The following is a 12,293-nucleotide window of genomic DNA, read 5'->3' as shown; positions in this document are numbered from 1 at the left end:
CCTGTACCCTGGACTGGCGGTAATAACTCAGCTGCCACTCGCCTTCGCGTCCTCATCGTAAGTCCACAGCCAGTTCGAAATCCGCGGGGCACGCTGCTGTGTTCCGGGAAAGGGTGCCGCATGAAACGCTATCAGAGTGTTGACGAATACATCGCCGGGGAAACACAGTGGCAGAAGGAACTGATGCAGCTTCGGAAGATCCTGAACGGGACGGAACTGGAGGAGACGCTGAAGTGGGGCGCGCCGTGTTACACATGGCGTGGGAAAAACCTGGTGGGAATCGGATCGTTTAAATCTTACTGCGGTCTGTGGTTCTTTCAGGGAGCGCTGCTGAGTGATCCGGATGGCGTGCTGATTACGTCCGATGACAACCCGGCGAAGGCCATGCGGCAGTGGAGGTTCCAGTCGGCAAAAGACATCAGGTCCCGGTCAATCCGTGCGTACGTCCGCGAAGCTGTCGCTCTGCAGGAAAAGGGGCAGGAGATCAAGCCGAACCGAAATAAGTCGATTGAGATTCCACGGGAACTGAAAGCGGCTCTTTCGGCGGACAGGCGCGCCGCGGCGGCATTCGAAAATCTGACGAAAGGCAGGCAGCGTGAGTACGCCGATTACATCGCCGGAGCCAAACGACAGGAAACCAAAACACAGCGGCTTGCGAAGATCGTTCCGCTGATCCTTGCCGGCACCGGTCTGAATGACAAATACCGAAACTGCTGACGACGCCCCCCTCGGTTCGGCGAATCCAGTGCTTTGTCGATACTGAATTCATGAGTTGTGTGGCACTGGCTGTGCCGGTGGTCTCCGCAGCGCAGACGCACTGACAAAGCCTGTGCCACACGTCAGGACACATTGACCAGGGGCACTAGACGCCGATGACAACCGCGCTGGCCTGCCCCATCCGCGTCACGCTGGTTTTTAAGAACACCCGGTTGTCGGTCGGCTGATGCTCACCGTGCACAACATTCAGCGGTGCCTGCGGGTCCGGCGTTTCAAAGTTCAGCGTTTTCGGAATCAGGCCGTGCTGCAGCGCCAGCACGGAAGCGGCAAGTTCGCACAGAGACGAACCGCTGCCCGCGCTTCCGAAGTAACTCTTGCAGGCTGTGACCGGCACTTTGTCAGCCTGACTGCCGAAGAGCTGCCGGATCGCCCTTGCTTCGTGAAGGTCACGTTCCGGATGACCACTGCCGGCAGCGCTGACGTGACCGATCTGGTCCGGAGTGACATTCGCCTGCTTCATTGCCACGGATGCCGCCAGTTCGACCGCCTTCTGTTCGTTGACACTCCCGTCGGAAGCGGCCACGCAGGCGGAACCGCTGCCCAGCAGCGTTGCCAGAATCCTGGCACCACGGGCTTCGGCATGAGCCTTTGATTCCAGAATCAGTGTGCACGATGCTTCCGAAAGGAATTCTCCCGTGCGGTCCCGGTCGAATGGCCGGCAGTGTTCGCCGGCTGCGCCGTCGGCCAGAGCGTCCCATTTCTGGTGCTGCGCGGCTTTGACGACATGCCAGCGAGTTCCCGTGGTGCCGGTGATCATCACGTCCGCACGTCCGCGACGGATGATGTTGGCGGCTTCGTTGATCGCCAGTCCGCCGGATGCTTCGTCGTGCGTGATGGAGTTATTCGGACCGCAGGCCTGCAGAGCGATGCCGATGTGACAGCCCGGCATGTTCGGCAGATACCGCAGCAGCCACAGTGGCTCCATCCCGGACAACCCGTGTTCGCCCCATTTGGAGAAATCGAAGCACTCTGTACCGTTTCGTTCTGTCAGACACTTCGCCACGCCGCCCAGCAGAACCTCCGGAGGACTGGACATCAGGTTCGCGCCGAAGTCGACACCCACGCGATCGGGCGGGTAAGAGCCTTCCGACAGCCCCGCGTTTCCCATGGCCTGAATGGCCGACGCAACGCCCAGTTGAATCTCGCGGCACATCACTTTCAGACTCTTGCGAAGCGACTTCAGGTGGTCCTTCTTTGCCGTCGTGTCGTTGAACTCACTGACTTCGCCGCCGATGCACCCCGGAGTCCCGACGTATGACAGCAACTCGCTGCGACGGAACCCGCAGCGACCTTCGGAAAGGTTCTGCCAGAAGGCATCGGGACCGATCCCGATCGGAGACACAACTCCGATCCCGGTGATAACAACGTCGCTGGATTGTGATTGAACCATAACAGCCGGTTTTCTCTGATTGATGCCGGTTTTCTCTGATTGATTAGAGCCCCGCAGTCCGTGCCAAAGGGATGCCGGCGGGAACGCGGAAGTTTAACGGCTAACGGTCGGAAATACCGTCGTGAGGCCGGGAAATTGAACGATGACAGGCAATCCGCAAGTCTGTGACATCTTCATGAAATATCGCCTCCCGATTGCGCGTCGTCCTGCGACAACCGACGGCCCGTCAGTTCCAGAAACACGTCCTCCAGTGTTGCCCTGGCGACCTCGGCGGCAAGCACTTCGTCATGAAATTCGGTCAACAGAGACGGCAGCATCCCGGCTGCGTCGGTGATGCGAAAACACAACTGGTCGCCCGCCAATTGAGCTGGCTGCCCCACCGCCTTTTCCAATCGCGCGCGAACATTCGCGACGTTTCGGCAGCGCACCGAAAGCCGTTCTCCGGAAACGCCGGCCGTCAGTTCCGACGGAGTTCCCGATCGAACAACACGGCCGCGATCCATCAGCACCAGCGAATCGCACGCTTCCGCTTCATTCATCAGGTGTGTTGTCAGCAGGACCGTCGTTCCGTTCTGACGCTGCTGTTCATTAACCAGCGTCCAGAACTGCAGCCGCGCGGCAGGATCAAGCCCCGTCCCCGGTTCGTCCAGCAACAGCAGCCTGGGGCGATGCAGAATGCCCTTGGCCAGTTCGACTCGACGCTTCAGCCCGCCGGACAACTCTCCAACCAGCGACCCTCGCCGGTCATTCAGAGAAAACTGAGTCAGTACCTCATCAACGCGCTGCCGCAGCGACGTTCCTGAAAGTCCATAGATGTGACCGTGGCAGCGCAGATTTTCTTCGACGGTCAGTCGGACATCCACAGCCGGAGACTGAAACGTGACCCCCAGCAGCCGCCGGACCTGAGACGCTTCGCGGGCGAGGTCACGACCAAACACCGAAATACAACCGCTCTGAAGTGGCAGCAGGGTGGCAAGTATCCGGAACAGCGTCGTCTTTCCGGAACCGTTCGGGCCGAGCAGCCCCAGACACTCGCCGGCAGCAATTTCGAACGTCAGACCATTCAACGCGCGCCGCGGTCCATAAGAGTGCTGGACATCGCTTGCCGTGACAACCGGGTCGGACATGCTGCGACTTTCGGGCGCCGGCGGTCGGCGTCACGCACCAGGCGGCGTCATTCTTCGTGCTGCACGGAATCGGCTTCACCCGAGTGCTCGCCGTGTTCCGCGGAGGCGTGTTCGGCATGATAGACCTCCATTTCACCCGACCACGACACGTTCTGCGGCGCGACACTCGTGTAGTAAACCACGCCAATATCCGGCAGCAGTGCCAGCGGCAGCCCGATCGCAAGAATGGTTGTCGGTGCCAGCAGGACGAACTTCCAGTTGCCTTCAAACTTCAGATGCATGAAGAATCCCATCACGCACAGAGCCTTGGCGACGGCAACGGCCAGCACAAGCACAATCGTCACCGCATGATTGGAAAAGTGTGCCAGGTCAAACAGCACCGACAGACCGGTGAAGACACACAGGGCAACAAAGACCGCCAGATAGTTGGCGTGATGAGAATTGTGATTGTCGTGGGCCATGATAATTTTCTCGCCGGATGAGCGATTGATTCCGTTCCGATTTCGGTCAGGTGCGGTTCGACGACGCTGGTTTTATCTCCGAACCGGCTCCACCGGAACCAGATGTGATGATGGATGCTTCGCGGGACAACAGCGGGCTGCGCTCCGGCGCCGCGACGGATCGCACTATGCGATATACAGCAGGGGAAACAGAAAGATCCAGACAAGGTCAACAAAGTGCCAGTACAGTCCGCTGTTTTCGACCCAGTCGGACCAGTGTTCGTTCAGTTTTGCGCCCAGAGCGAGCGGAAACGCAAACAGCGTCATTCCGACCAGAACGTGGATCGCGTGAAAACCCGTCATTAGAAAATAGGTTGACGCGAACAGGTTTCCGTACAGAACCGGATGTGGTTCGTGGACACCGGCTGCAACGTAGGAGCCGTATTCCGGATTCTGCTTCAGACCTTCCAGATAGTCCTTTGCATCGGAATACCGCAGACCCGGCAGCGATTCACCTTCCGGCAGCTTCGCCCGATCGGTGATGTATCCGGCGCTGTCGGCGACCGCAACGTCATGCATCGACACCTCCGCGACGAGATGTTCGTGCAGATTCTTCCACCGACTGTAAAGTTCCAGATCGGACTTCGCCGTTTCCTTCAGTGACTCCACAGCGGAACTGTCTGCGTCTTTGCCCGCTGCACCGGAGGTCGCAAAGATATCCAGTTGTGCGGAGACAGTCTTGATGTCATCCGGCTGCGGAACGTCCAGCACCTTCGCGTCGGTGTACCGGGCAAAGCGAGTTCGCACAACCTGCTCCAGCTCACGATCTGCCTTGGTCAGTGCCTGTGCGGGCGTTTCCGGGATGTGCCCCGGAAGGATGTCGTGGGAGATCTTGCCATAGTATTCGAATGCTTTGATCCCCAGAAACACAAAGGCCAGCAGCATCGTCACGGACAGCCACTTGCGAGCTTCCGGAAACTTCCGTTTGGACATCGCCTCATGCGCAAGCACGACGCAATAGCTGGAAACAATCAGGACGAAGGTATTGAGTCCGCCCCAGAAAACCTTGATATGCGTATCTTCCGGATCGGTGGGCCAGCCCTTGGACCCCAGCCGCAGCACGATGTATGACCCGATAAACGCCGTAAAGAACATGATTTCCGTACCGAGAAACAGCCACATTCCGAGCTTGGAGTTCGGAATGGGAATTCCCATCTTGACGGCGGAGGGTTGTTGAGAATGTGACATGAGTTCTTGTCAGGGGCCAATATGCGTCAGAGAAAAGTGAATTGCCTGAGTAGGTAACTCCGGCACGGGAGCAGAACGGCCAGCGACCCGGCGCTGATCGGAAGGCTCACCGGATACTGGTCAGGAACACGAATTCTCCGACAAGGACAATCAGCAATATCGGTAATACAAACAGCGATACCATCATCAGCCGCCGAGCCCGCTCAACGCTGCGGACGGCCAGGAATCGTATGGAAAACACCAGATACACGATCGACAGCACCAATGCGGTTCCGACGTACGCGGAACCGGCGAGTCCCACATATCCGGGCATCATGCTGACGGGAACAAATGCGGCCGCGTAGACAACCGCCAGCATGCCCGTCAGCAGCCCGCCGTCAGTGAATGACGGCAGCATTCGAAGCCGCGCGCGAGCATAGTCGTGGCGGTGAATCCATCCGATCGCCAGAAAGTGCGGAAACTGCCAGACAAAGAAGATGGCGAACAGCGACAGCGCTTCCACGCCGAACTCCCCGCCGGCCGCCAGCCAGCCGAGCACCGGCGGCATGGCTCCCGGAATCGCACCAATCGTTGTGCAGAGCGACGTGCGGAATTTCAGCAGCGTGTACCCGGCCACATAAACCAGCAGGGTTGCCACGGTGGCCCAGGTCGCGGAAATCGTTGAAAACTGAACCAGCAACAGGAAGCCCGCGACAATACAGGCGAACGCGGCAATTGTGCCTTCCGCAACTGTCACGCGACCAGCCGCCACCGGACGATCGGCAGTTCGGATCATGCGGGCATCCGTCCGACGTTCAATTACCTGATTCAGAATGCTGGATGCTGCCACCAGCAGGACAATTCCAGTCATTGACCAAAACAATGTCAGCCACTGAACGGAAATCGGGGACGCGACAATGAATCCCACAGCGACCGCCACCATCGTCATGACGGCAATTCGAGGACGGCACAACTCGGCGAAGTCGGCCACCCGCCGAACAAAACCGGAATCCAGAGAAACGACAGTCGATGTGTCGGTCGCGGCGCGTGCCACCGACGCTGATGGAGTCGCCGTTGCGATGCTCATGCAACCCCCCCCTGCCGCTTCTGTGTCAATTCGCCGTTAAACCCTGCCGGCAGCAGTGTGATGTGCCCGGATGCCAGCAGGCGACACGACTCCACAGCGAGTCCCGTTGACGTTGCCAGCAGCAACATTCCGCCGACAGCGTGTAGCGTGCAGACAACATTCTGGGCCGGTGAATTGACGCTCGCCACCCAGCCGAATTGGGCGAATCCCAGCTTCGTCACCCACGCTCCCAGCCCCAGCGCGACCTGAACCGCCAGAGCCGCGACAATCAGCTTCGCCGATCGCTGCAATGACGGCAGACCGCTGCGATACGTCACCGCCGCGACCGTTACCGCCACCAGCGTCACGCCGATTGCTCCGGCCACATGTTCATGCAGCATTCGGCCGAGATGGCGAAACATACCGCCCAGCACATACTGCCCCAGCACGGCCAACGGCAGGATCAGTGCCAGGCCAATGGCCGTGGACGACATCGTCACCGTTTCGTTCGTGCCGGTGCTGTCTGTGCCGGATTCGATACGTGTCGACGAGCGTGGTTTCGTCAACCCCGCGAACAAAAACGTCAGCGTAAAGAACAACCCGCCGGTGATACTGTGAGTCATCGCCAGAACCTGCTCGTTGGCGATGACGCGCATTCCGCCAAGCAGTCCCTGAGCGATCACCGCAACCAGAATGGCACAGGCCATCGTTCTCACCCACGTTCGGCGTTCGAAAGCGAAGGCAACAACCACCAGGGCAATACTGACGATACCGATCAACACTCCGGCCAGCCGATGTCCGTGTTCGACAAACTTGTCTGTATTTCGCATATCATTCAGCCACGGATACAGCAGCATGTTCTGCCCGTCCGACGTCGGCCAGTCAGCGAACGCCATTCCGGCCTTCAGCGTCGTCACGAGTGCTCCGACGGTGATCGGCAGCAGCGCGACACAGGACGTCATCACAGCAAAGCGATGTACGCGAAGGTCGATGGAATTGTGGTGCTGTGCTGACACGCTCTTGAATTCTGATCAACTGCAAGAAAAAACACCTGAAACAACTTCAGGAGTGCGCGACCGCGCCGCCCGCGAAATGCTCCAGCGGCGGCTCCGTCTGCAGAATGAAGTCCTGTTCGTGCGCCGCGGCTTCCGGAGACGAATACTCATACGGTCCGCGATAGCAGACCGGTGCGACATCGAAGTTTCCATGGCCGGGAGGCGACGGCGCCGTCCATTCCAGGCCGTTGGCGTTCCACGGATTTCGACCGCATTTCTTACCCATGAAGATGCTGTAGACGAAATTGCCCAGCAACAGAAACTGCGAGAATCCCATAACGATCGCACAGATCGTCATGAATCTGTTCATATCCAGAAGGTGGCTCAGATAGGGATGCAGGTACGGGTCCGCGTAGCGGCGGGGCATTCCGGCAATTCCCAGCAGATGCATGGGGAAGAACGTGCCGTTGAAACTTGCGAATGTCAGGAAGAAGTGCAGCCGGGCGATCCGGTCATCCATCATGCGGCCAAACATCTTCGGGAACCAGAACTGGATTGCGGCGAAGACGCCAAACAGCGTCGCTCCGAACAGTACGTAATGGAAGTGAGCCACGATGAAATACGTATCGTGAAAATAGATGTCGACCGGAACAGCCGCCATAAAAATTCCGCTCAGCCCCCCCACAATAAACATGGACACAAAGCCCGCACAGTTCAACATCACACCGTTGAAACGCAGGTTGCCGTCCCAGATGGTTCCGATCCAATTGAACGTCTTAATCGCCGACGGCAGAGCGATCATCATGGTGGAAGTCATGAATGTCATACCGAGGGCCGGATTCATGCCGCTGGTAAACATGTGGTGGCCCCACACGATAAACCCCAGCCCGGCGATGGCGGCCATCGAATAGACCATCGGCTTGTAACCAAAAATCGGCTTACGGCACATGCAGGCCAGCATGTCGGAAACCATTCCCATCGCCGGCAGCAGCATGATGTAGACCGCCGGATGAGAATAGAACCAGAACAGGTGTTGCCACAGCAATGGCTGACCGCCGCCGACCGTCGGAGCCGCGTTGTTGACAATGATGCCCGCCGGAATGAAGAAGCAGGTGCCCAGAATCCGGTCCGTCACCAGCATGAAACCGGCCGCCGTCAGCACGGGCAGCGCGAACGCCTGCAGAATGGCGGTGATGAACATGCTCCAGATCGTCAGCGGCATGCGGAACAATGTCATTCCGGGAGCACGCATGTTGATGATCGTCGTCATGTAGTTGACGGACCCCATCATCGACGAAACCCCGATCAGCGTCAGGCCGATCAGCCACAACGTTTGCGCAAATCCGGACCCTGGCGCTGCCTGCTGGAGAGCGCTTAGCAGCGGATACGATGTCCAGCCGCCGGCTGGTCCGGCAGTCGCTCCTCCCGCGATAAAGCTGGCAAAGAAGCACAGGATGGCCGGCCACATGAACCAGTAGCTGAGCATGTTCAGCAGCGGAAACGCCATGTCATCCGCGCCGATCTGCAGCGGAATCAGGAAGTTTCCGAAGGCACCGGCCAGAACCGGAATGATGACCAGACAGATCATCACCGATGCGTGCATAGTGAACAGCATCGTATAGAACTCCGGCGAAATCTGGCCGCCTTCGCCCGCAAAGGCTCCAAACAGCTTGCCGACAATCGGCATGTGCTGCCACGGATAGGCCAGTTGCCAGCGAACCGCCAGCGCGAGTGCTCCGCCGACCATCAGCATCACCAGCGTGGTGATCAGAAACTGAATGCCGATCACCTTATGGTCGGTGGAGAAAATGTATTTGCTGACGAAACCGATGTCGTGATGACCGTGCCCGTGAGCATGGTCGTCTGCATGAGATTCGATTGCCGGACTGACCGTGGCCATCGAAACTGCCTTCCAAATTGAAACCCGGGGGAATTCACCGCGCGGCGGCTGCGGCCGCCGCGCGAAATCTGTTTATTCGTCGTCGCCTGATTCGGCTACAACACCGTCGAAGTTCTGTGCCTCTTCAAGTTCCTTCAGGTATGCCTGATACTCTTCTTCCGGCTCCGCGACAATAATCGCCCGCATCTTGTAATGGCCCCACCCGCAAAGTTCCGCACAAAGCAGCTCGTAATCACCGGCTTCGGGAATCTCAAACCACACGGGAATAATCAGCCCAGGCACCGCGTCCTGCTTGACTCGCAGTTGCGGCGCGAAAAACGCGTGCTGCACGTCACCGCTTCGCAGATTGAACTTGACCGGCCGACCGGTGGGAACATGGACTTCGTTTACCGCATACAGGTCGTCGGGCTGAGGATCGTTCATCAGCGGCTTACCTGGCGCCGGGTAACGCATGCGCCATTCGAACTGGCGAGCGGTGATCTCCACGATCGGGCCGTCCTTCTGCGTTTCTTCCGGGTAGAACGACTGCACTCGGAACTCCGCCCAGACGTCCATCTGATACAGCGCGATAAAGACCAGCACAAACGCCGGAACAATTGTCCAGATCAGTTCCAGGCTGTGGCTGCCGTGCGAAAAGTAAGCCTTCTTTCCGGACTCCTTTGTGGCTCCCTTCCAAAGCACGTACCCCAGACCGGCCTGAGTACCGATGAACACCAGCGTCACAATTCCCAGGATCAGATAAAACAGCCCGTCGATTCGCTCACCAAGAGGACTCATCGCCTGACCGTCACCGGACGGTCCATAAGTGGGAAACCACCAGTTTCGCGACGGCGCGGTCCACGACACCCAGAGTGCCACAATCGGCCAGAAGAGGAAGAACAGTGCCCAAAACTTTTTCACAATGAATTCTCCGAATCACCCGGTGGACGGGACGCTGACTCCGGCAGTTACAGGGACGCCGCAGATTCTTCGGTCGTCGCGGGTACTTCGAGGTTTCCGGGTTCCGGTTCGAAGGGAATGCTGAGCACATAGTTGACAATGTGCCAGGTTTGTTCGTGTGTCAGGTTCGTACTGAATGAAGGCATCGCGGTGCCCTTGATCCCCGCCTGAATGCGCCGGAACAGATCAATCGGTCGGCGTCCTCCGCGGTAAACACCCTGAGTCAGGTCGCGCGGCTGGTTGAGATTCCCCCAGACGTCGTGCAGTCCGGCTTCCGGCTTTGTTTCATTCGTCTTCGGATCGACTTCGAAGTCGGTGGTCTGCGGACCATCGCCGCGACCGTACATTCCGTGACAGTTCAGGCAGTTGATTTCCTTGCTCAGATACAGATTGCGGCCGATGCGGCGGGATTCCAGCGTGTCTTCAACCCGCGAAACCCCCGGAACCAGCAATGCTTCTTCGCCATCCGCGTTCGCCCACTGTTCGGCAAGATCATTGGAAACAAACTCCAGCGAATCCGGCAGGTCATCCTTCAGAAACGACTCCAGAGATTTCACAATTTCGCCGCGTTTTTCGCCATTTTCAACGCGGAACTGCACGGCCTTCTGGCTGTAGTCGGTGGCAAACTCCGCCGCCAGCCGGCGTTCAAATTCGCCTCGCATTGACAGAAAGCGAATGTACTCAACCACAGAATCCAGTTCTTCGTCGTGCAACATCGGCACAAACGACGGCATATAGGTTCCGGGAATGCCGTTCGCCAGAACACGTCGCAGGTCATCACGTGCCACCTTGGAATCTTTATCCGTTGAGGTGAACTTGAAGACTCCGTGACGGTAGTCACGCGGGCGGGGCCACAGATATCGCGCCGTCGGGCCGTCACCGTCGCCACTGGTGCCGTGACAGTGAGAGCAGTGCCGCATGTACAGCCCTCGACCCTGCTGCAGTAATTCACCGCCGTCGATGACAAGCTGGTCACCTTCAGCGGGAGCATCCGCATCCAGTGCCGCCGACAGCCGCGCTGTGTTCGTTTCCGGATCCCATTGATCGACCGTTGCTGTCGCCGCAGCCGCCTTTCCGGTAATGAACTGCAGCGTGTGTGCTTCATCACTGAAGGCCGCCAGCGGTTCATCGAACTCAACGATCAGCGACTTGACGGCCGATGATGCGTCGGGAGCGGTCTTGATCCGGCCGAATGTCCCGCCGATATTCAGCGGAAGCTTGCTCCATGCATTCAGATGCTGCGGATCACCGAAGTGCTGATCGACAATCTTTTTCACGCCCGGCTGATCACCGATGCCGTCCTGTGCTTCGCGCATCAGGGCTTCCGTGCTCGCGCTGTAGACAAACCTGGACTCCAGATCTGCTTCCGAACATCCGACCGTCATCAATGCCGGCAGTGTCAGCAGTGTCGCGGTAAACAGCGTGTTGATACGCACCAACATGGAATGCCTCAGTCGGCTTGAAGAATCGAATTCAGAACGAAAATCGGCGGCCCGCATCAGAGATCCAGCTTGTCGGCAGTGTACGGAATTTCGACCTGAGTGGTTTCGCCGGCGTTCACGGTCACTTTGAGCTTGCGTTCGATGAAATTTCCCTTCGCGGCTTCGTGCCAGACTGTGAAATCATGTGTCCCGGCCGGAAGGTTCGGAATTTCAAAGTTCCCGTTTTCATCAGTTAGCGCCGCAAACGAATGATCCAGAGGAAGATGATAGGCCAGCATCCACGTATGAAAGTCACACTTGACTTGAAACGGGACCGCTTCCGCCCGCCGGTACACAATCTCAAGTTTGCCCTCGCGGTCGTGCGGAGAAACTCCGGAATTTACGGCCTGGTTCTTGGCCGGATACGAATGAGTATTGTGTGCGATCGGATCGTCACTGAGCACTTTGACCGTCTGCCCGGTGGGAATGATTAGACAGTGCGGCAGGAACCGGCAATTCTTCTGGTCGAAGATCAGGGGTTCATCGGGCACGACGAGTGGCGGACTGCCGGACGGTGCTTTCTGCAGATAAATGAATACATTGGCAACACCCTTCCCGTCCGCGGCGACAATGAGTTTTTCGTTAGGTACGGGCGCGGCAGCGCACACTTCCTTGTCCTTGATGTCTGCGCCTGCGGCAAACAGCGGTGCAAGCTGCGGGGCGGCGCTTTGCAGAACGACGCGACCCGCAAAGGTCCCGGGGCCTCCCGAGGACGACGATCCACTGGACGATGCGGAAGTCTCTGTGACATCGGCGGTCGCACCTCCGGCCAGTTCAGCGGGCAGCACAGTGACCGACGGGACAACGACCGCTCCACCGCCGGGTTCCAGACCACAGCCGCCGGCGCACACCAGCGCCGTCACAGCCAGCAGAATCCATTGTTGTCTTGAGTTCATCGCCGATTCCTGGATCACTGTCATTCCTGCGGGCGACACCGCTCGCTTCACATTT

The 12,293-nt window shown here is 58.4% G+C and carries 11 protein-coding genes; 1 reads left to right on the top strand and 10 read right to left on the bottom strand.

Annotation, left to right across the window (positions count from 1 at the left end):
* Positions 1–120: 120 nt before the first annotated feature.
* The gene (locus R3C19_21355) at positions 121–717 is read left to right on the top strand and encodes a YdeI/OmpD-associated family protein (protein MEZ6062900.1); all 597 of its coding nucleotides are present in this window, start codon (positions 121–123) and stop codon (positions 715–717) included.
* 145 nt (positions 718–862) lie between these two features.
* Here the strand turns inward: R3C19_21355 and R3C19_21350 are convergent, their stop codons facing one another.
* The 10 genes from R3C19_21350 to R3C19_21305 form a co-directional block, all read right to left on the bottom strand.
* Positions 863–2,167, bottom strand: coding sequence for a beta-ketoacyl-[acyl-carrier-protein] synthase family protein (locus R3C19_21350; GenBank protein ID MEZ6062899.1), 1,305 nt, complete (start codon positions 2,165–2,167; stop codon positions 863–865).
* Positions 2,168–2,340: 173 nt separating this feature from the next.
* Complete coding sequence (locus R3C19_21345) at positions 2,341–3,294, bottom strand: ABC transporter ATP-binding protein (GenBank protein ID MEZ6062898.1); 954 nt, start codon at positions 3,292–3,294, stop codon at positions 2,341–2,343.
* Positions 3,295–3,341: 47 nt separating this feature from the next.
* Positions 3,342–3,755 (bottom strand): cytochrome C oxidase subunit IV family protein, encoded by a 414-nt coding sequence (locus tag R3C19_21340; GenBank protein MEZ6062897.1) that lies wholly within the window; start codon positions 3,753–3,755, stop codon positions 3,342–3,344.
* A gap of 165 nt (positions 3,756–3,920) precedes the next feature.
* Positions 3,921–4,982, bottom strand: coding sequence for a cytochrome c oxidase subunit 3 (locus R3C19_21335; GenBank protein MEZ6062896.1), 1,062 nt, complete (start codon positions 4,980–4,982; stop codon positions 3,921–3,923).
* 106 nt (positions 4,983–5,088) lie between these two features.
* Complete coding sequence (gene cyoE, locus R3C19_21330; GenBank protein ID MEZ6062895.1) at positions 5,089–6,048, bottom strand: heme o synthase; 960 nt, start codon at positions 6,046–6,048, stop codon at positions 5,089–5,091.
* A complete protein-coding gene (locus R3C19_21325) occupies positions 6,045–7,043 on the bottom strand; it encodes a COX15/CtaA family protein (protein MEZ6062894.1) in 999 nt (332 codons plus the stop codon). Before R3C19_21325 ends, cyoE begins: the two co-directional genes overlap by 4 nt.
* A gap of 46 nt (positions 7,044–7,089) precedes the next feature.
* The gene (locus tag R3C19_21320; GenBank protein ID MEZ6062893.1) at positions 7,090–8,922 is read right to left on the bottom strand and encodes a cbb3-type cytochrome c oxidase subunit I; all 1,833 of its coding nucleotides are present in this window, start codon (positions 8,920–8,922) and stop codon (positions 7,090–7,092) included.
* A gap of 72 nt (positions 8,923–8,994) precedes the next feature.
* Entirely contained in the window at positions 8,995–9,822 is an 828-nt protein-coding gene (locus R3C19_21315; GenBank protein MEZ6062892.1) for a cytochrome c oxidase subunit II, read from the bottom strand.
* Positions 9,823–9,869: 47 nt separating this feature from the next.
* Positions 9,870–11,303 (bottom strand): cytochrome c, encoded by a 1,434-nt coding sequence (locus tag R3C19_21310; GenBank protein ID MEZ6062891.1) that lies wholly within the window; start codon positions 11,301–11,303, stop codon positions 9,870–9,872.
* A gap of 56 nt (positions 11,304–11,359) precedes the next feature.
* Positions 11,360–12,238 carry a hypothetical protein gene (locus R3C19_21305; GenBank protein MEZ6062890.1) on the bottom strand — a complete coding sequence of 293 codons (879 nt, stop codon included), beginning with the start codon at positions 12,236–12,238 and terminating at the stop codon, positions 11,360–11,362.
* Between the last annotated feature and the right edge of the window lie 55 nt (positions 12,239–12,293).

The sequence above is a fragment of the Planctomycetaceae bacterium genome (assembly GCA_041398785.1).
In the GTDB taxonomy this organism is placed as follows: Bacteria; Planctomycetota; Planctomycetia; order Planctomycetales; family Planctomycetaceae; genus JAWKUA01.
Note: the sequence above shows the minus strand (reverse complement) of the source record. Positions and strands in the feature narration are given on the sequence as shown.

Coding starts and splice junctions, on each gene's coding strand:
- R3C19_21355 (MEZ6062900.1), top strand. CDS start 121: ATGAAACGCTATCAGAGTGTTGACGAATACATCGCCGGGGAAACACAG.
- R3C19_21350 (MEZ6062899.1), bottom strand. CDS start 2,167: ATGGTTCAATCACAATCCAGCGACGTTGTTATCACCGGGATCGGAGTT.
- R3C19_21345 (MEZ6062898.1), bottom strand. CDS start 3,294: ATGTCCGACCCGGTTGTCACGGCAAGCGATGTCCAGCACTCTTATGGA.
- R3C19_21340 (MEZ6062897.1), bottom strand. CDS start 3,755: ATGGCCCACGACAATCACAATTCTCATCACGCCAACTATCTGGCGGTC.
- R3C19_21335 (MEZ6062896.1), bottom strand. CDS start 4,982: ATGTCACATTCTCAACAACCCTCCGCCGTCAAGATGGGAATTCCCATT.
- cyoE (MEZ6062895.1), bottom strand. CDS start 6,048: ATGAGCATCGCAACGGCGACTCCATCAGCGTCGGTGGCACGCGCCGCG.
- R3C19_21320 (MEZ6062893.1), bottom strand. CDS start 8,922: ATGGCCACGGTCAGTCCGGCAATCGAATCTCATGCAGACGACCATGCT.
- R3C19_21310 (MEZ6062891.1), bottom strand. CDS start 11,303: ATGTTGGTGCGTATCAACACGCTGTTTACCGCGACACTGCTGACACTG.
- R3C19_21305 (MEZ6062890.1), bottom strand. CDS start 12,238: ATGAACTCAAGACAACAATGGATTCTGCTGGCTGTGACGGCGCTGGTG.